Below are 17,867 nucleotides of genomic sequence, written 5' to 3'. Positions count from 1 at the left end.
GGATGAAAACGAACCTGTGGTTTCAAGGGTTGAAATCCCTGTGATCTGGGCAGGGCCTAATCGCGGTGTGATCTGCCCGCCAACAGAGGGCAGTTATTGTGATCTTTCTTATTATGACGGGGATCCGAACTATCCAAGAATTTCAAATTTCAGATGGCACGGAAACAAAGCGCCTGGCTGTGAGCTTGGAGCCTTCATAATTCAGTCCGGCCCAAGCTGCCACATAAAGATAGACGCTGAAAAGAACATCATTCAGGTCACGCCTTCGGACATAAATATGGAAGCAGGCGGAAGCATGAACATTGAGGTTACAGGCGACGTAATCATAAACGCCGGAGGCGCAGTGGCTGTGACAAGCACGGGAAATGCCACGGTACAGGCTGCCGAAGTTAGCATCAAGGGCGCAAAAATAAAGCTGAACTGAAGGAGAATCAAATGGCTTTTTGTCCGTTTTTGTCACTGAAAATTCAATCGATTAAAACCCAGATCGTTGACCAGGTCGGGAAAGTTTACACAAGGACTCCGGCTGGCCAGTATCTGGATACTGCGGGCAATTCCCTGGAAACCAACGAACCTGTCGCAATAGCGTCTGCCCTGGCCATGGAATCTTCAGTAATCAGCCTCAGAGATTCAGCAGGCAATATTTATACGCCTGATTCAGAAACAGGCAAATACGTGGATTCGGAAGAAAAGACAGCCTTTGAGAACGAGTCTGACCTGTCAATGGCTGTTACCGATGGTTCTGAATATGGCTTTTTCAGATGTCCTGAAGATGGTTCATGCAAGCTTTGGGATGTGGTCAACAGCAGATGCGGAATGATGGGGTCTGACGCCTTGCTTAAGATGGCGAGCCAATCATCAGGAAGCAAGCCTCCCAAGGCAGCTATCCTGGTCAATGAATATATGGGAGCAGAGGATCTGGACGGGAATGGCCTGATCTATGGAAAAACTTTTTATATCAAGGCTGATTCAAGGCCTCCCATGCTGGCCAGCTTACCTGAAAAGGGATCTGCCCTGACATGGGATGAATATCTTCAGACCCTTGCTCATTAACCCATAAAGTTTTTTGCGGAGCTTTTTTTCAAAGAAGCGACCCGCCGGAGGCCACAATAATGCCAGGGATAGCTTTGACAAATGACCTTGTAATCGGAATTTGCAGCCACGGCCTCAGATGCTGTCCACATGCTGTCGTGGGATACCACGGTTCAGGATCTCCGGACGTTTCAGGCAATGGCAAGGGAGTTCAGAGATCCGGGGACTTCGGCACACACACATGCCCGCATTGCGGAGTGTTCATGGTGATCGGAGGATCACCTGATGTTTCCGCGAACGGCAAGGGCGTGGCAAGGGTCGGCGATCCTGTGACCCATTTCTGCGGATCCGGCATCTGTGTTACTGGATCCGCAAATATTACGGCGAATGGTGAGTAATGGGAAATATTTACGGATTAGACATGATGCTTGATGAATCGCTTCAGGCTGTTGTGGCAGCAAACGGAGAGACGGCCATAACCGAAGGAGCCAGGGCAGCCGTCCAGGACATAAGGCTGAGGCTGGCAACTCCTCTGGGTTCGCTGTTTTACGACAAGGAATTCGGCTCTGAAATCTATCTTTATGCCAAGGACGAAAACACGGTCACGAACAGAATGGCCCTGGTTAATGAAGTAGTTTACAGGATCGGACTCGATCCGAGGGTTGTGCCTATGTCTGCCCAGGCCATGGTTTCAGGATGGGATCACACAGGCATTGTTATTCAGGCGGAAGCCAGGCTGATAGACCAGAATCATAAATTCAACCTGGTAATGGAAATCGGCGCAAACATGGAAATGGTGATCAAGGATGCCAATTGAATATAAAAAACCTGGGGTTATCAAAACACTCGAAAACATCAGAGGCAGCCTTTTTGAACGCATTGAGGCGGTTCAGGCTGCTGGAGATTTGCCACAGCCTCTCAATCTCAACAGAGGGCCTGTCCGTGGTTTGATAGAGCTTTGGGCCTGGGGTCTTTATCAGCTTTATCAGTTCCTTGATTTTGTGCTTAAGCAGGCGTTTCCGTTAACAGCCACAGGTTTATGGCTTGATCTGCATTGCGGTCAGGTTGAAGTCTCGCGCAAGAAGGCCACAAAAGCCAGGGGAAGTGTAATTTTCTACAGAAACGGAAATACAGGCAATATCCCCATAAATGCTGGCAGCGTTATCAGGACACCGCCAGACGGACTCGGCAATGTTTATCGGTTTGTTACATTGGCCGACGTGGTTTTACAGGATGGAGAAATAGAAACACTTGTCGCTGTCGAATCAGAATCCTATGGCTGCGCTGGCAATGTAACAGCGGGCCAGATAAGGGAGATGGCCTCTGTTATTCCTGGAATTGACGGAGTGATTAACCGGGCCGGGTGGCTTACATCAGAAGCCATAGACGAAGAAGATGATGACAGTCTCAGGCTCAGGTATCAACTTGCCTGGTCTGCGATAAACGGCTGCACCAAATACGCTTATGAATCTTGGGCAAGGTCTGTGGCCGGAGTGACTGGAGTAAGGATCATGGATAACCATCCAAGGGGCCAGGGCACGGTTGATGTGGTGATCAGAGGCGCGGCAGGGTTGCCGACCGCAGAGTTGGTAGCGGCTGTGAATACTGTAGTTAATGAAAAAAAGCCAATCAACGATGATGTAATGGTCAAAGGGCCGTTGTCAGCAAACATCTCGATTACCGGAGAACTTGAGCTGACAGGAGGTAATCCTGCGGAGATTAGGCTTGCTGTTGAAAACAGAATCAGGGCGCTGTTTTCAGGAACTGTTGTCAGCGGAGTTGCTCCGCTTGAAATAGGTCAGGATGTGACAAGGGATTTATTGACCTTTCTGGTTCTCGGAACTGGATCAAATATCAAAAAGGTAAACTGGGCATCTCCGGTGTCTGACATCGGTATCCCTGATGACGGACTCGGAGTGCTTGAATCACTGGATTTAACCTGGAAATGGGCTGAAGCCTGATGAGTATATTCTGGGATTATTTCAAAAACGGTTTGAAATATGCGCTGATCTGGCGTCCTGGGCCTCTGGCCACTGTTGCCCAAGGGGCTGCTGATGTTCTGGATACAGCAAGGGCGTCTGTGCTCTGGATTCGTGATCAGTTTCTGCCTGACAGGTGCGAGGAAGAGAATCTTGAGGGGTTCGCGGCATCGAGGGGGATTGTTCGCGCCGCTTATGAAACAGATGATCAGTATTACAGCCGGGTAAGGCTGGCCTGGCACTGGTACGTTCTTGGCGGCAGGGAAAGCGGAGTCAGGCGCATAGTCGCGGACGCCTGCGGCATAGACACCGTGGAGATCATCAATCTCAGGGATATTGATCCGGTACGCTGGGCTGAATTCCGGGTGAGGATCAATAATATCCAGGGTGACATGCTCACCAAGCTGCCCACAATGACCTGGGCCATCAATGAGGTGAAACCGGCGCGATCAAAGCTGGCTGGTTATGAACTGGTTCTGCATCTTGAAACTGCTCCTTTGTGGATCGGATACACAGGGCCAGTGACTGGAGCTGTGACGACGGTTTATCCAATGATTGCCACGGAAATAACACTTGAGCCAGTGGTTTTAATGTCTTCCGCAGCAATACATACAGGCTCTGACACCATCATATATCCGAAGGAATCTACTTAGGAGGTTTAATGCAAAAATATTTTTCGATCATGACAAGCATAGGCTTGGCCAAGTATGCACAGGCACTGGTCGACGGTGTTGGTATTGAAATAACCCACATGGCTGTAGGAGACGGGAATGGACTGTTTGTCGAACCATGGGAGGGGATGACAAGCCTGGCGCACGAAGTATGGCGTGGTGAGGTCAACAGAATCGCCCTGTCAGAGGAAAATCCAAACTGGATTACCATTGAGGGTAAGATTCCTTTGGATGTTGGCGGATGGTGGATAAGGGAAGTCGGTCTCTTTGATTCTGCCGGAGATCTTGTGGCAGTTTCCAACTATCCGCCCACAGAAAAACCTGTACTTGCGGATGGAGCTGGCCAGGATCTCTACATCAGGCTGCCGCTCGCAGTTGAGAATACATCAGCTATCACACTGACTATAGAACCATCTGTTGTCATGGCATCCAGGCAATATGTGGACAGCATCACAGAGGTGCTTGCCGAAACTGTGAAGGCCGGGCTTCGAAGAGCCTTCTTCTACACAAACACAATGTAGTCCTTAAGTCTTAAAGGAGGATTTATGGCTGACCAATACGGACGGGTTGCGGCATTAAGACCCTCATCAACAGTAGAAGTGCAACTCTATGCCTGCCCGGCTGGCAGGTTTTTTCAAGGCAGAGTGTCTGTCTGCAACCAGGCCGGGGAATCGGTTGAATACAGCATAGCAAGGTGTGCGGCTGGCCATGGGGATAACCCGGCCCTCGTGGCCGACTGGCAATGTTTCAATGTACCGGTCGATCCTGGCCCTCCACACGAGATTACTGTGAATATGGGAGCCGGGGAAACAATACGGGTTAAGACTGGCCAGGCTGACAGCGTCAGCTTTATTCTTGAAGGCTTGCTAATATAAGGAGGAAGAAATGGGTTCATCATTCCCTGCTCAATCCGGCATTCCAGGAGTCAGGCTGGTTGCTAAATCAAAAATAGACAATGTGAATTATTTCGAAAACCTTAACCTGCTGGGAGATGACTGGGGAAGTGCTTTTGTCTCTCCCATGAATACTCTTTTTGGCACAGGCAACAGCACATTCAGCAAATACTCCCCGTGGGACGCCTCAATTTCAAGCGGGCCAGCTGTTGCGGTTAATGGCAAGCTTTATACTCCAGGATCAACGACCCAGCGTCCTGATGTCTATGATACGTCCACAGATGTATGGAGTGATTCCGGTCTCGCTTACCCGGATCTCAACGATTTGTTGGTTGGTCAGTTTACCGGTAGTTTTGATTACGAGGGTAATTGTTACTATTACAGTAATAAAATTAGTATCACAGATCCTGTAAACTCCTCATTTAATTTCCGAAAATATGACCCTGTGAGCAATACCTTCACAGCATTAGCTTCTTTGCCTGCAAGCCCAACCAATCTTAAGGCCGCGATGTATGCTTATATGGGTTCAAGTGGTGGTTACGGTTATTTTATGCAGGTTGTCAAAAATGCGGTGGGAACTTATGTACCTTCAAATTTCCCGACAATATACAGATATCATTATGCCTCAAACGTATGGTCTGATCTGGCCGTTGTCCCTCCTGTGGTAGCCAGTGGTGTGGGGGCTGGATCTGATACACACACACAGATGATGCTAAAGACCAATTCCATGTCCTGCAAATATTCCAGTACCAAATTTCTGGTCAATTTCAAAATATCGAAATTAGAAAATTATGCTCGCGGAGCATTATCTAATAATATTTTTTTGTTCGACACAGCCACCAATCAATTCATCAGATTCTGCAATTTTCTATTCAATATCAATCAGCCAGGCATCAGGAGTGATTCAGGCCATTACCTCATCTCTGACACCCGGATGTTCTACCAAAATGGGGTTCTATACCTTTGGTCTCCATTATTTAAAGGGTTGATGGCTTATGTGGAAGCTACCGGACGCCAGTATCATGTACCCATGGCTGCGACAGCCTTGCTTGATCCAATGATAGCCTTCAGTGACGGCAAAATCTATATCTGGGGGGGCAATTTGGGAGACTCATCTACGACTGTAGCGTCAAAAATTCATAATACATCAGGGCTGAAAATAGACCTTGTTAAGCTTTCAGCTTTTCTCAAGTCATCAAAAACAATCGGCATCAAAATGCCTGTGTTTGCCTAAGGGGGAATAGATGAGCGGTATTACATATGAAATTTTGCAAGGAAACAAGGCGAGGGTGTTCGGACTGGGCCATGATATTATGTATCCGACAGATGCACAGGGACAGCCGTTTTCATCATTTGCGGAAGCCGAAGCTTACGCTGTTGATCAGATAGCGAGGATTACCAAGGAAAGAGCAGGAATTCAGTATATATATGCCCATGTAGTGCTTTCAGGTGGAGATGGGCGTAATGATCCGATAGGTGTGGCCAACGACGGGATCGAGGGCTTGAATGTGATTTGTACTGTAAGACAAAGCGAGGATCCAGGATCTCCTGTTATTGAAGCCCTGCCAGACAGGACATGGAGACTTCTTTTGAGAACTTCAGCCGGAAGCGCAGAATATGAAACCATATCAGCGTCTATGGTTAGCGGAGTCATGTCCTTCACATATAAAACAACAAATCAGCTGGCTGTGCTGGTAAAGATTGACCCGAACGACATGAACGAAATCTTTGAACTCGGCGGGTTTAAATATGGCATCAGGCTTATTGGTGATCTTCAGTTCAAGGTTTACAGGAAGCTATAATGGACAGTGACGGTTGTACCTGCTTTTTTGATGGGAACTGGTGGGCGTGCTGCGTGGGGCATGACTACGAATACGCAGACGGAGGAACATTAACGGATAAGATCGTATCTGACTGGAAGCTTGCAAAATGTGTGGCCAATAGAGGCGGTACGGTAAACAAAGTGGCTGCCGCTCTTATGTTTGTCGGCGTCAGCGTTGGCGGATACACCAGGTATAGGTTCAAATAAGGAGAAAAAAAGCATGGATAAAGGACGTTACAAAGGACTTCCTCAGGACGAAAACGGTAAGCCAATAATGTCATCACCTGAGCCCCATCTGACAATGATCACAACAACAGACGCATGGGTGGATATTACTGTATCAGCCGAGCATGAATGTAAATCTCTACTGGCAATTGTGCATTCCGGGGACTTTGCAAATTTCAGCAACTCGAGCCTCGGCCTTGAGTTCCATTGGCGACCATCTGCAGATTATGCAGGAATGTGGGCACCATTAACTTCAGGGCCGTTACCATTCTGCGCCAAGGGCGGCGGCGGTATGGGGCAAGTGTATCTGCAAACAGGAACCGCGCTGTCGCTTATAATGCTGTAATTTAGGAGATCTTTTTATATGTGCAAGATATTAAAACTAATTATTTTAATAGCGTGTCTGCTTATCCTAATACCAGGAATAGCACTGTCCACAACTTATTATGCCTGTCCGTCCACAGTGGTCACAGCTGGGGCAGGCACCAGAGACGCCCCGTGGAAAGCTAATGCGATCAATTGGACATCGGTACTCCCAGGAGATACAATCTATCTTAGAACCACCCTTGGATCATATAATGAAACGATCACCATAGGAAAATCAGGGACGGCTGGTAACTACATTGTGATAGCATCAGATCCTATTGATGGTGGCAAGGCCGTGATCGATGGGCAATCAACAAGACTCGAAGGGATCACACACAGCTCAAAAACATACATATCTGTAAAAAACGTAAAAATCCAAAAGACTACAGGTGCGAATAATCGGGCAATACTCCCAGGATCGTACTGGAAAATAGGTAGCGGAGTTGAAATATCTAATTGTGGGGCGGGGATGCTTTACAATGGTAATGTCGATCCGTATGTAGACGGAATTACATTTACTGAGGTGGGCACGCTTATACAGTTCTATAATGTTACTGGAACAATTACGTGCAAAAACGTGTCAGCCAAAAATTCGTCGGCAGTGTCCGGCCATTTAAGAGTCGGAGGGACATCCACGACAGGTGTCCTTAATTTTGAAAGCATATCGCTTGATGGAGGCAACGCCAGTGGCAATGGATATGGGCTGCTATGCATAGACTACGGAGTTTTTACAGGCACTTCCTACATCAGGAATATGAGTGTTAAAAATAGTTCTTTGAGAGGTATTTATTTATCTAATTGTTCGGGTTTTAATTTTTATACCACCAATTCCACAAATAACGCTCTCTCAGGACTAGGAATTTATGGAGGTTGTTCCAATATTAAATTCTATGGCAGCCGTTTTGATAAGAATGCTGATGATGGAGTTGATTTTGTAGGTACATCCCATGACTTGGACTTCTGGTTTTGCTTCGCAGACAGTAATGGATACCCTATACCCAACGATCCTGTTAACTCTGGTGATGGTTTCTCGGCACATGACACGTGCTACAATATTAACCAGTATTTTTGCGTGACGGTCGGCAACAGGAATTCTGGATTTGCTCACGTAGGATCGTCGGCGGGGGTTTTATATCACTGTACATATGCATTTAATGGTAATCAGGCAGCAGGGACAAATAGAGGCGGTATACTGATTAATACCACTGGCGACAACCCAAATGCTCCAGTGGGTTCGAAAAGTTGGAAAATTAAAAACTGCATAGGATATAAAAATTATCCGAGAGAACTGGCTTTAACATCATATGCCAAAAGCTCTATTACAGCTGATTATAATTCGTACAGACCGTTGGATGATGCCAGATTTGCAACATATGATTGGGGAGGGACGTATGCTGATGTTACATGGTCAGCCTATAAAGGCACGTATGAACCCAACTCAAAAAACGAAGATTCAAAGGTCATGAACAATGGGATGATCTCTCCAAAATCTCCGTGCGTAGACGCAGCCCCATGGATTCCAGGAGTCAACGATTCCGGGCAGACTGACCCCTGGGGCAAAAGGGTGTATGGTTTACCAAACATCGGCGCTGATCAGGGCGCTGGAATGTCAGCTACCGGCAACAGACCGTCCATGGGATTCAGGATAGGAATGTAGCTCACCTTCATAACAATAAAATCATTATTCTATACCTTATATATAAAGATATGGCTTCGATCACTCTATCTGTTTTTAATTCCATCTGAAGAGGCTTGCATGTCCAAACCAATTATTCCGTGGATCGGCGGGAAAAGAAAGCTGGCTGATCATATAATACCATTGTTCCCTGACCATCAGTGTTATGTCGAGCCGTTTTGTGGTGCGGCAGCTCTTTTTTTCATTAAAAATCCATCATCAGTTGAAGTCATTAATGATATCAATGGTGAGCTCATAAATCTATATCGTGTTGTCAAATACCACATAGAAGAGCTTTACAAGCAATTCAAATGGGCGCTTATAAGTCGTCAAAACTGGGAATGGTTGAAAATGACAACGCCTGAGACATTGACGGATGTACAACGAGCTGCCCGTTTTCTCTACCTTCAGAAGTTGGCTTTTGGCGGCAAGGTCGATGGGCAATCTTATGGGACGGCAACAACCAGCCGTCCGAGGTTCAATCTGTTTTCCCTTGAACAGGATCTGGCAGACGCTCATTTTCGATTATCATCCACCAACATCGAGCATCTTCCCTGGCAGAATGTAATTGAAAAATATGACAGGCCTCATACCCTGTTTTACTGTGATCCGCCTTACTGGCAGACTGAAGGGTACGGAGTCAATTTCCCATGGTCTGAATATGAAGACCTTGCCAGGCTGTCAAAGCAGATAAAAGGCACGATGATAATATCACTAAATGGCCATCCTGATATCCGGGGGCTTTTTGCTCATTTGCATATGATTGAAGTTGATTATTGCTATACTGTAAATGGAGGGGCTAACAGGACGGACTGCATAGAGCTTATTATGGGCAACTGGCCGGATGGTATTCCGAAGCCTAAACCAGTCGGAAGGCAAAGAGAATTATTCTGATAGTCACGAGACAAAAAACATAAATTTGATACTTCTTTCAAAGTTCGTTTGATGGTATCAAAGTTAAAACGGCGTGAGTTATCTCAATTTTGGGGCCTGAGTTATCTCGCGCCGCTACAAGAAATCCCAAAAGAATTATTATTTCGTTTTTCAACACCTAAAGGGAACATAGCCTTAAAAAAAGCTTTGGCCAGAATCGAAGAACGTCAGTATACAGCCATCGATCATTCAGGATAGTCTGTCCCGGCTAAAAAAAGGGACAGACTTCGCCTGAATGCATGGATAGATTTAGCTGTGGATTGTTTCAATTCACAGTTAGGGAAGAATGGAAACTGAACCGTCATCCAGATCATAGCGAGCACCAACAATTACCAAAGAACCTTTTTTTACTGATTCCTCAAGTATTGGAGCAGATGTTTTAAGCTGCTGAACAACCATTGAAACGTTTGCGTTGACTGCATTGTCTACAAGATCGCCTTCCTGGGTCTTTGCTTTATCAACTGCCGGCTGGATTGCCTTTACAAGACTGCCAATATGCCCATGTGGTTCACCCCCCTTGACCGTAGCTTCAACAGCACCGCAGCGCTCATGACCAAGTACCATGACGTATTTGGCGCCGAGATGATCAACAGCGTATTCTATACTTCCGATTGCTGCATCATTTAGTATGTTTCCGGCAAGACGGATCACGAAAAGATCACCAAGACCTTGGTCAAAAAGCACTTCAGGCGGAACACGCGAGTCGGAACAACTAACTATTACCGCAAAAGGATTCTGGCTTTTTGCAAGTTCAGTTCTGCGGATGGCAGCCTGATCAGGGTGAGACATTTTCCCTTCCACAAAACGCCTGTTTCCGTCAAGAAGCTTCTTCTGATTTGGATTCTCGGGACTCGAAAGCTCTTTGGTGTTGCATGAAAATACAGAACAAAAAGATACAAGCGCAATAATGCCAAGCAAGGAAATAACCTTTTCTTTCATTTCTGCCTCCTTTGATTCAAAAAAGATGATTTTTGGTAAGTCGAGAAAAATAGATTGCGGATGAGAAACCAGCGTTCATTTTTTCTTAAAAAGTTCCTCGAAACTATACCATAAACTGTCATTTCAGAAATAAAAAATGCCTTGCAGGTTTGAGAACATTACAAAAAGTCAAATTTCAGTCATTCCGGCGGGGCCTGTCCCGGTGAAAACCGGGATGCCGAATCAAGTCAGGCATTTCCAAGGTGCAGTATAATTGTCACAAAATCTACTACCAGAATAGAGTCCTTATCAGCTATTTATCCCAAAGAGCTGCTGAAAAATCATTCTGAAAATTAAGATACGTTGCCCTGCCCCAAAGCTATTTAATCTTGTTATGCTCTGCCGGTATCGTGTAATCTGCTGAATTGCATACGATATTCCTTGGGCGAGAGTCCTGTGTTTTTCCTGAAAAGTTTTCTGAATGAATTAGCGTTTTCGTACCCGACTTTGAGGGTTATCTCGTCAATGGATTCCCTGGTCTTTTCAAGCTTAGCCTTGGCCGCCTCTATCCTTATTCTCTGGAGATAGAGCAAGGGAGAGTCGCCTGTGGCGGCCTTGAATCTTCTTATAAAATGCCTTGTGCTTATTCCGAGATCCGAGGCAAGACCGTCCACGGAAATTGGTTCTATATACTTTTGCTCCATCATCTCCTGAGCCTTCAGGACAGATTCGTCAGCGTGGTCCTTCTGGTAGCTGAAAACAAAAAAAGGGGACTGGCTTTTTCTTGCCTTGTTTAAGAGAAGAGCTTTTGAGCATATTTCCGCCAGCTCCTCTGACCCGAACCGCTCAATCAAATTGAGGCACATATCCTGAAAAGAGGTTGTCGCTCCAGAGCAGAGAATGCCTCCGTCTTCAGTCAGTATTCTGTCAGCTTTCAGCTTTATCTGCGGGTATGCATTACGGAAGGTTTTGGCATAAATCCAGTTAGTCGTTGCTGTTTTTCCGTTAAGCATTCCAGTCTCAGCTAAGAGGAACGTGCCGGTACAGACCGCTCCTATGAGAGTATTTTTCTTGTGCCACTTGCTGAGCCATTCTTTCAGCTCAGTTGTCACCCTGCCCCTGAAGTCAAAAGGAGGGAGAAAGCCTGGTATCAATATGAAATCCGTTTTCTGAATGTCATGAATAGAACAGTGGGGCTGGATCATTACCCTGCCCTCACCTTCCACAGACTGGCCGTCCAGAGTCACTATATCCCAAGTGAAAAGAGGAGAAGTGTCCTTGCCCGGATCTTCTTTAATTGCGGCATAGCGGTTTGCAATGGAAAAAGCATCTATTGAAAAGAATATGCCTGAAAGGCTGCATGCTGGCATCGCCAGAAAAGTAATATGAGGCATTTTTACCCCTTTTATGCATTTTGTACTTTAAGTCGTATTTGGCGTGTTCTTTGTCATATTAGCCTCTTACATATTTTGTCGTCAAGCTCTAAAATACAAACAAAAACAAGATAAATCCTTAAAAACCGGGAGGCCATCATGGAATATCAAGGAGCCATCAGATTCTCAATCGTTGAACAGAGCGATGATAAGGTCATTGGGGAGATGCCTGTGCATGATGGAGTACGAAACCCTTTTGGCGTTGTTCATGCCGGCGCAATACTCTGGTTTGCAGACGTATGCGCTACTGTCCTTGTTTTTGGAGCAACCAAAGCAACAGAAGGCCATAAAGGATTTCCCCTTGCAATCAATCTTAACGGTAATTTTACAGGAAACCAGAGCGAAGGATCTTTCAAAGCTGTTTCTTCTTTTGTCAAACGGGGCAAGACCGTAAGCATAGTGCGGACGATTGTGACAGGAGAAGGAGGCAGGCTGATAGCCGATGTGACAACAAATCATGTTCTTTCAAAATGAGGGGTATGATTAACGAGGCAAATATTTTTTATGGTTATGCTCAATTCTCAGTAACATTTGAAAGTTAATGGGCTTAACATTTTTAAAACTCTAAAAATATCCGTTTTTTGCCTACTAACAAAACCATAAAGTTTTTGCGGAGCTTTTTACAAAAAGCGACCCGCCGGAGGCACTCGGCTTAACGTCGGATTACGGACAAAGGGCGTCCTAATCCGACCTACGCATCACCCTTTTTTGATGGCAAATTAACCATAAAAGGCACTTCTTAACTGAAAATCAGGCAGAGCCACAATATTTTTGACTCTGAATGTCTTTTTAGGCGTGTTATTTGTCTTATCTGCCTCTTTGATTTGCTGATTTCGAAGTTTAAAAAAAGTTCTGGATAAGATTTAAACTTGCTTAGATATTTTTATCTGGGAAAAACGCATCCCTTGCAATTAAAAAAATGGCCTGCTATATAAAGTTTGATGTCAAACAATATTATTAACGGAGGATCATCATGGGAGAATGGCAGAAAACCGGATGTGTACTGTGCGCCCAGAATTGCGGCCTTGAGGTTTTTGTCGAAGAAGAAAGGATGGTAAAGGTTCGTCCTGACAAGGACAATCCGAGAAGCGAGGGCTATGCGTGTCGCAAGGGGCTTAATGTCATTTATCACCAGTATAATGCAGACAGGCTGACGCAGCCCCTGAAAAAAGTTAACGGCGAGTTTGTTTCGATATCATGGGATCAGGCAATAGAGGAGATATCCGAAAAACTTGGAAAAGGAGTCAAAGAGCATGGCCCCCGCTCCTTCGCCTACCTTGGAGCCAGCGCCCAGGGCGGCCACATGGAGGCAGGCTTCGGAGTTAGCCTGATGAAGCTTCTTGGTTCCCAGAATCTTTACACTTCAGGCGGTCAGGAATTCAGCGGGTCCTGGTGGGTTAGTGGTAGAATGTTTGGCAAGCAGTATATTCTTCCCGGTCCGGATGAACACGAGACAGAGATGCTTGTTGCATGGGGCTGGAACGGCATGCAGAGCCATCAGATGCCGCAGGCTCCCAAGCTTCTGAAGGAAATAAGCAAATCATCCGAAAAGCTTCTTGTTGTCATAGATCCAAGAAAGAATGAAACAGCCGAATTGGCTGATATCCATCTTGCCATCAGGCCTGGTTCTGATTCACTTCTCATAAAGGCCATGATCTCCATAATTATACAGAATGGATGGGAGAACAGGGCGTTTATTGAATCACACACCAAGGGCTGGGAAGATATTAAGTCCTGGTTTGAAAAGTTTGACGCCAAGGCGGCCGTAAAGGTTTGCGAACTCGAATATGAACAGGTCCATGAGCTTTGCAGGCTGATGACCACCCGCACATGGTGTTTCCATCCTGACCTTGGAATTTACATGGGAAGGCGAAGCACTCTTAATTCATATCTGCTCGGTGTTCTTGGGGCTGTGTGCGGTATTTTCGGCAAACGTGGAGGCAACTGTATACTAGGAATGGTAATGCCGCTCGGCTACCATGCTGACGAAAGAAATCCAAAAACATGGAAGACCGTTGTGACAGGAATGCCTCCGGCAGCAGCTGGATCATTTCCGTGCAGCGCCTTACCAGAAGAGATATTGAATGATCATCCTGACAGGATCAGGTCTGTGATTGCCAGTACATGTAATCCACTCAGGTCGTGGCCTGACTCCCAGGCGCTTGAGAAGGCATTTTCGAGCCTCGATCTACTTGTTGTCATGGATATCGTGATGAGTGAGACAGCCCGTCTTGCTGACTATGTGCTTCCATGCCGCAGCTTTTACGAGTCCTGGGACGGAACCTTTTTCCCATGGACATACCCGAATGTCTATTTCCAGATGAGGCGACCGATGGTGCAGCCAGGTGAAAACTGTTTGGAGGCTTCACAGATATTCACCATGATAGCCGACAAAATGGGTTTTATACCTGAAATACCTGATAACGTAATGGCTGCTGCGTCAAAAGACAGAATGACCTTTGGGGCTGAGCTGATGGGCTGGGTCGGAAATCATCCCGAACATCTTTCAAAGATGCTTTTCATTTTAGGCAAGACTCTTGGAAAAGAATGGGACAGCGCGGCTCTTGCAGCATTCTGGGGAATGATGATGACAGCGCCTAAATCATTCAGGAAAAATGCCGCACGTATAGGTTTTGCCACAGGTTTTGATATGGGGGATCGCATCTTTCAGGCAGTTCTGGATAATCCGCAAGGGCTTTGGATCGGAAAAGTTGATGCAGAGAACAATCTGGCCGAGGTCAAGACCGAGTCAGGCAAGATTGAACTTCTTATTCCTGAACTTGCAGGTACAGCCGAAAAGATTGACGCCGAAAGCGAAGCACATGATCTTGAACTGCCTCCTGAGTTTCCGCTGATTCTCAATGCTGGCCGTCACAGAATAACCAATATGAATACCCTGATGCGCAACCCTGAATGGATAAAAGGCAAGCGTGGCTGCACCATAGCTGTTAATCCCAAAGAAGCTGAAAAGCGCGACCTTAAAGACGGCGACAATGCAAAGGTTACAACCGAAGCTGGAACTGCAGTAGGAGAGCTTGAAGTGAGCGAACAGGTGCGGGAAGGGATGGTTCTTATTCCCCACGGTTTCGGACTCATTTATGACGGAGTCAAATACGGCATAAATGTTAACGATCTTACAAAAAATACAAACAGGGATCCCATTGGTACTCCATTACACAGGTTCGTACCATGCAGATTGGAAAAATGCTGAGTTTTAAATAAGGAGGATTTATGGCCGCAAAAAAATCATTATCTTCAGCAACTGTTGGCGGAATTGAAGTTAAAAACAGGATTTTCAGATCAGCCACACACGAAGGATTCGCAGATAAGAACAAAGTCAGTGACCGGCTAATCCAGATGTACAGGGATCTTTCAGCGGGCGGGGTCGGACTGATAATCACCGGCTATGTCAACGTTTCCAATACCGATAATCCAGGGCCGCATACAGTTACTTTGACAGATGATTCATGCATACCTGGTCTTCAGAAGCTGGCTGAAACCGTTCATCAACATGGAAGCAGAATCGTCGCCCAGCTGAATCATGCGACCTCACAGATTTTTTCGGTGCCAAAAGGGACTGTTTACGGGCCTTCTGATGTTGCTGATCCCGCCACAGGCATAAAGCCGGTTCCGTTTACAACAGAGCAAATCAGGGAGCTGGTAAAGGAATTTGGTGAGGCGGCCTTGCGTGCAAAGAAAGCAGGTTATGACGGAGTTCAGATTCATGGGGCCCACGGCTATCTTTTGAGCAAATTTCTAAGCCCTTTATTCAACACAAGAACCGATGAATACGGCGGTTCTCCAGAAAAAAACAGAAAAGTTGCTCTGGATGTTTTGGAAGAGATCAAGAACAAATGCGGAAATAATTTTCCTGTCTGGATCAAGCTTAACTGTTCTGACTTTGATCACGCTGGTGCAGGGCTTGACACCGAGGAATTTATTGAGGTCGCAAGGGCTCTTGCAGAGAAAGGAATCGACGCCATTGAAGTAAGCGGTGGGACATTTGCGGGTAAGTTTACTCCGTGCCGTTCCAAAAAGCATTCGGCATATCATCTTAACGAGGCAAAAATGCTTCTTGAAGCCGTCAGCGTGCCTGTGATCCTGGTTGGTGGCTTGAAGAACATTGACTCAATTGATCAGATTCTATCTGAAACAGACATCGAGGCTGTGTCGATGTCGCGTCCTTTCATCAGGGAACCTGATCTTGTAAAGAGATGGATGAACGGCGATCGTAAGGATGCTACCTGCATTTCATGCAATGGCTGTTTCAATCCAAAGGGAACCCAGTGTTTCTTTAATCTTTCAGAAGATGATAAGGCTGTGCAGAAAGAAATAATGAAATTCATGAGTTTCGGCAAAAAGGAATGATTCTGGCCTTAAGTCTACTGATCGATTTAGAATATTTTTGAAGCAGATACAAATTGCGGTTAGCAATGTAAAAAATGAAGAATCGATGAATTTCAGGGAATCGTGCGTGATGATCCCCTGAATAAGCAAAAAAAAGCTTTTAACTAACGAGGGATGCCATGAAAATAGCACTCACAGACAGGCACGGACGACAGATATCATATCTGAGGCTTTCCGTGACAGACCGCTGTAACCTGAGGTGTGTGTATTGCGTCCCTCCTGAAGGGAGACAGCTTTTTGCGCATGATGAAATCCTCAGGTATGAGGAAATGCTGAGGATTGTAAACATCCTTGCGGTCCGGGGCATCCATAAGATTAGGATCACAGGAGGCGAGCCTCTTGTCAGAAAGGATCTTCCCTGTCTTGTCAGGGAGATAAAAAAAATTCCGGGTATAAGGGAAGTTTGCCTCACCACCAATGGCGTATTGCTGGCTGACATGACAGATGATCTGAAACAAGCTGGAATAGACAGGATTAATATCAGTTTGGACAGTCTGAAAAGTGAGGTGTTTCATTCAATAACTGGAATGGACCGTCTGCCTTCGGTTCTTTCCGGGATCGACTCGGCGCTGAAGGCAGGTATGTCTCCTGTAAAAATCAATGCTGTTCCAATGACCGGGATAAACAATGAAGAAATCGAAAGTCTTGCTGAGCTGTCATTTCAAAAGAACATACACGTTAGGTTCATTGAAGAGATGCCTGTTGGTATTGGTTATTCTGAAAAATTGCCACCACTTTCATCGGCAGCCATAAGGGAAAGACTCGAATCACGATGGGGAAGCCTTATTCCGGTTTTCCCATCTTCGTTGGATGGCCCAGCGAGGAGGTTCCAAATTCCTGGTGCAAAGGGTGAAGTGGGATTTATAAGCTCTATGACCAGGCATTTCTGCGGGACCTGTAACAGAATCAGGCTGACTGCTGTCGGAGAAATCAGGCCTTGTCTGCTTAATGATGCCACTGTGGATATTAAAAAACCAATGCGAAACGGCGCTGATGATTCTACCGTTGCTCGATTAATTGAGCGTGTGTTGATGCGAAAAGGCCTTGCTCATGAACAAATTCCGCTGGTTTCAACGCAGATGGTTTCAATAGGAGGTTAATCTGTCCAGATGGTCATTATTTGTAGTAGTTCAGACTTAATATGACAGATACCGATTTTGAGAGAGAGTCTGTCAGGTCAAAATTAAGCTGTATTTATCCCGGGAACCCTCCTTTTTGAAAAAAAAGGGGGGAGCCAGACCTTTCCCCATAATTTTTTGTGGTTATGCTCAATTCTCAGTAACATTTGAAAGTTCGTGGGTAAGCATCCAGCCAACTACGTGGAAATTTGTGATGTGACAGATATAGGGAGCAAAGCTCTATAATCCTCTTCATTCTGCGCGAGTGGTATTTTTTCGAAGATGAGTTTAAGATATGCATACGGCTCGAGCTTTGCTGCTTTTGCAGATTCGACAAGGCTGTAAAGAACGGAAGAGGCATGGGCACCGTTGGGATGGCCTGAGAAGAGCCAGTG

At 45.9% G+C, this 17,867-nt stretch carries 21 protein-coding genes; 18 read left to right on the top strand and 3 right to left on the bottom strand.

Going from position 1 to position 17,867, the window contains the following annotated elements:
* The 14 genes from K245_RS28110 to K245_RS0118020 form a co-directional block, all read left to right on the top strand.
* Positions 1 to 424 (top strand): hypothetical protein (locus K245_RS28110; protein WP_198013927.1); only part of this gene is annotated, 424 nt, incomplete at its 5' end.
* Between the two features lie 11 nt (positions 425 to 435).
* On the top strand, positions 436 to 1,053 hold the full coding sequence (locus K245_RS0118080; protein ID WP_027360343.1) for a hypothetical protein: 618 nt from the start codon (positions 436 to 438) through the stop codon (positions 1,051 to 1,053).
* A gap of 59 nt (positions 1,054 to 1,112) precedes the next feature.
* Positions 1,113 to 1,430, top strand: coding sequence for a PAAR domain-containing protein (locus K245_RS25265; protein WP_051284363.1), 318 nt, complete (start codon positions 1,113 to 1,115; stop codon positions 1,428 to 1,430).
* On the top strand, positions 1,430 to 1,849 hold the full coding sequence (locus K245_RS0118070) for a hypothetical protein (RefSeq protein WP_027360342.1): 420 nt from the start codon (positions 1,430 to 1,432) through the stop codon (positions 1,847 to 1,849). The genes K245_RS25265 and K245_RS0118070 overlap by 1 nt, the downstream gene beginning before the upstream one ends.
* Positions 1,839 to 2,993: a baseplate J/gp47 family protein gene (locus tag K245_RS0118065; RefSeq protein ID WP_027360341.1), complete on the top strand. Its 1,155-nt coding sequence runs from the start codon at positions 1,839 to 1,841 to the stop codon at positions 2,991 to 2,993. The genes K245_RS0118070 and K245_RS0118065 overlap by 11 nt, the downstream gene beginning before the upstream one ends.
* On the top strand, positions 2,993 to 3,664 hold the full coding sequence (locus K245_RS25260) for a phage tail protein (protein WP_051284361.1): 672 nt from the start codon (positions 2,993 to 2,995) through the stop codon (positions 3,662 to 3,664). The genes K245_RS0118065 and K245_RS25260 overlap by 1 nt, the downstream gene beginning before the upstream one ends.
* An 8-nt stretch (positions 3,665 to 3,672) precedes the next feature.
* Positions 3,673 to 4,203 (top strand): phage tail protein, encoded by a 531-nt coding sequence (locus K245_RS26935; RefSeq protein WP_051284359.1) that lies wholly within the window; start codon positions 3,673 to 3,675, stop codon positions 4,201 to 4,203.
* Between the two features lie 24 nt (positions 4,204 to 4,227).
* Positions 4,228 to 4,557: a hypothetical protein gene (locus K245_RS0118050; RefSeq protein ID WP_027360340.1), complete on the top strand. Its 330-nt coding sequence runs from the start codon at positions 4,228 to 4,230 to the stop codon at positions 4,555 to 4,557.
* A 10-nt stretch (positions 4,558 to 4,567) separates the two neighbouring features.
* Positions 4,568 to 5,809: a Kelch repeat-containing protein gene (locus tag K245_RS0118045; RefSeq protein ID WP_027360339.1), complete on the top strand. Its 1,242-nt coding sequence runs from the start codon at positions 4,568 to 4,570 to the stop codon at positions 5,807 to 5,809.
* A gap of 10 nt (positions 5,810 to 5,819) precedes the next feature.
* Positions 5,820 to 6,377 (top strand): hypothetical protein, encoded by a 558-nt coding sequence (locus tag K245_RS0118040; RefSeq protein ID WP_027360338.1) that lies wholly within the window; start codon positions 5,820 to 5,822, stop codon positions 6,375 to 6,377.
* Positions 6,377 to 6,604, top strand: coding sequence for a hypothetical protein (locus K245_RS25250; protein ID WP_051284357.1), 228 nt, complete (start codon positions 6,377 to 6,379; stop codon positions 6,602 to 6,604). The genes K245_RS0118040 and K245_RS25250 overlap by 1 nt, the downstream gene beginning before the upstream one ends.
* 13 nt (positions 6,605 to 6,617) lie before the next feature.
* On the top strand, positions 6,618 to 6,968 hold the full coding sequence (locus tag K245_RS0118030) for a hypothetical protein (RefSeq protein ID WP_027360337.1): 351 nt from the start codon (positions 6,618 to 6,620) through the stop codon (positions 6,966 to 6,968).
* A gap of 18 nt (positions 6,969 to 6,986) precedes the next feature.
* The gene (locus tag K245_RS0118025; RefSeq protein ID WP_027360336.1) at positions 6,987 to 8,645 is read left to right on the top strand and encodes a right-handed parallel beta-helix repeat-containing protein; all 1,659 of its coding nucleotides are present in this window, start codon (positions 6,987 to 6,989) and stop codon (positions 8,643 to 8,645) included.
* Positions 8,646 to 8,744: 99 nt separating this feature from the next.
* The gene (locus K245_RS0118020; RefSeq protein ID WP_027360335.1) at positions 8,745 to 9,557 is read left to right on the top strand and encodes a DNA adenine methylase; all 813 of its coding nucleotides are present in this window, start codon (positions 8,745 to 8,747) and stop codon (positions 9,555 to 9,557) included.
* 315 nt (positions 9,558 to 9,872) lie between these two features.
* On the opposite strand, the gene K245_RS0118015 is transcribed toward K245_RS0118020, so the two are convergent.
* On the bottom strand, positions 9,873 to 10,535 hold the full coding sequence (locus K245_RS0118015; protein ID WP_027360334.1) for a carbonic anhydrase: 663 nt from the start codon (positions 10,533 to 10,535) through the stop codon (positions 9,873 to 9,875).
* Positions 10,536 to 10,906: 371 nt separating this feature from the next.
* Positions 10,907 to 11,908 (bottom strand): GlxA family transcriptional regulator, encoded by a 1,002-nt coding sequence (locus tag K245_RS25245; protein WP_051284354.1) that lies wholly within the window; start codon positions 11,906 to 11,908, stop codon positions 10,907 to 10,909.
* Between the two features lie 138 nt (positions 11,909 to 12,046).
* Here K245_RS25245 and K245_RS0118005 point away from each other — a divergent pair, with 138 nt between their 5' ends.
* The 4 genes from K245_RS0118005 (at position 12,047) to moaA (ending at position 17,454) form a co-directional block, all read left to right on the top strand.
* Complete coding sequence (locus K245_RS0118005; protein ID WP_027360333.1) at positions 12,047 to 12,421, top strand: PaaI family thioesterase; 375 nt, start codon at positions 12,047 to 12,049, stop codon at positions 12,419 to 12,421.
* A 499-nt stretch (positions 12,422 to 12,920) separates the two neighbouring features.
* On the top strand, positions 12,921 to 15,158 hold the full coding sequence (locus tag K245_RS0118000) for a molybdopterin-containing oxidoreductase family protein (protein ID WP_027360332.1): 2,238 nt from the start codon (positions 12,921 to 12,923) through the stop codon (positions 15,156 to 15,158).
* Between the two features lie 20 nt (positions 15,159 to 15,178).
* Positions 15,179 to 16,315 (top strand): NADH:flavin oxidoreductase, encoded by a 1,137-nt coding sequence (locus K245_RS25240; protein ID WP_051284352.1) that lies wholly within the window; start codon positions 15,179 to 15,181, stop codon positions 16,313 to 16,315.
* A 158-nt stretch (positions 16,316 to 16,473) separates the two neighbouring features.
* On the top strand, positions 16,474 to 17,454 hold the full coding sequence (gene moaA / locus K245_RS0117990) for a GTP 3',8-cyclase MoaA (RefSeq protein ID WP_027360331.1): 981 nt from the start codon (positions 16,474 to 16,476) through the stop codon (positions 17,452 to 17,454).
* Positions 17,455 to 17,669: 215 nt separating this feature from the next.
* Here moaA and K245_RS0117985 read toward each other — a convergent pair.
* Positions 17,670 to 17,867, bottom strand: a 198-nt coding sequence (locus tag K245_RS0117985; protein ID WP_027360330.1) for a transposase domain-containing protein, incomplete at its 5' end; no start/stop codon positions are given.

It is taken from the genome of Desulforegula conservatrix Mb1Pa (assembly GCF_000426225.1).
Classification (GTDB): domain Bacteria; phylum Desulfobacterota; class Desulfobacteria; order Desulfobacterales; family Desulforegulaceae; genus Desulforegula; species Desulforegula conservatrix.
This window is presented reverse-complemented; position numbering and strand designations above follow the sequence as displayed.

What these genes read in the sequence shown, in the direction of transcription:
- K245_RS0118080 (WP_027360343.1), top strand. Translation starts at nt 436, where the DNA reads ATGGCTTTTTGTCCGTTTTTGTCACTGAAAATTCAATCGATTAAAACC.
- K245_RS25265 (WP_051284363.1), top strand. Translation starts at nt 1,113, where the DNA reads ATGCCAGGGATAGCTTTGACAAATGACCTTGTAATCGGAATTTGCAGC.
- K245_RS0118070 (WP_027360342.1), top strand. Translation starts at nt 1,430, where the DNA reads ATGGGAAATATTTACGGATTAGACATGATGCTTGATGAATCGCTTCAG.
- K245_RS0118065 (WP_027360341.1), top strand. Translation starts at nt 1,839, where the DNA reads ATGCCAATTGAATATAAAAAACCTGGGGTTATCAAAACACTCGAAAAC.
- K245_RS25260 (WP_051284361.1), top strand. Translation starts at nt 2,993, where the DNA reads ATGAGTATATTCTGGGATTATTTCAAAAACGGTTTGAAATATGCGCTG.
- K245_RS26935 (WP_051284359.1), top strand. Translation starts at nt 3,673, where the DNA reads ATGCAAAAATATTTTTCGATCATGACAAGCATAGGCTTGGCCAAGTAT.
- K245_RS0118050 (WP_027360340.1), top strand. Translation starts at nt 4,228, where the DNA reads ATGGCTGACCAATACGGACGGGTTGCGGCATTAAGACCCTCATCAACA.
- K245_RS0118045 (WP_027360339.1), top strand. Translation starts at nt 4,568, where the DNA reads ATGGGTTCATCATTCCCTGCTCAATCCGGCATTCCAGGAGTCAGGCTG.
- K245_RS0118040 (WP_027360338.1), top strand. Translation starts at nt 5,820, where the DNA reads ATGAGCGGTATTACATATGAAATTTTGCAAGGAAACAAGGCGAGGGTG.
- K245_RS25250 (WP_051284357.1), top strand. Translation starts at nt 6,377, where the DNA reads ATGGACAGTGACGGTTGTACCTGCTTTTTTGATGGGAACTGGTGGGCG.
- K245_RS0118030 (WP_027360337.1), top strand. Translation starts at nt 6,618, where the DNA reads ATGGATAAAGGACGTTACAAAGGACTTCCTCAGGACGAAAACGGTAAG.
- K245_RS0118025 (WP_027360336.1), top strand. Translation starts at nt 6,987, where the DNA reads ATGTGCAAGATATTAAAACTAATTATTTTAATAGCGTGTCTGCTTATC.
- K245_RS0118020 (WP_027360335.1), top strand. Translation starts at nt 8,745, where the DNA reads ATGTCCAAACCAATTATTCCGTGGATCGGCGGGAAAAGAAAGCTGGCT.
- K245_RS0118015 (WP_027360334.1), bottom strand. Translation starts at nt 10,535, where the DNA reads ATGAAAGAAAAGGTTATTTCCTTGCTTGGCATTATTGCGCTTGTATCT.
- K245_RS25245 (WP_051284354.1), bottom strand. Translation starts at nt 11,908, where the DNA reads ATGCCTCATATTACTTTTCTGGCGATGCCAGCATGCAGCCTTTCAGGC.
- K245_RS0118005 (WP_027360333.1), top strand. Translation starts at nt 12,047, where the DNA reads ATGGAATATCAAGGAGCCATCAGATTCTCAATCGTTGAACAGAGCGAT.
- K245_RS0118000 (WP_027360332.1), top strand. Translation starts at nt 12,921, where the DNA reads ATGGGAGAATGGCAGAAAACCGGATGTGTACTGTGCGCCCAGAATTGC.
- K245_RS25240 (WP_051284352.1), top strand. Translation starts at nt 15,179, where the DNA reads ATGGCCGCAAAAAAATCATTATCTTCAGCAACTGTTGGCGGAATTGAA.
- moaA (WP_027360331.1), top strand. Translation starts at nt 16,474, where the DNA reads ATGAAAATAGCACTCACAGACAGGCACGGACGACAGATATCATATCTG.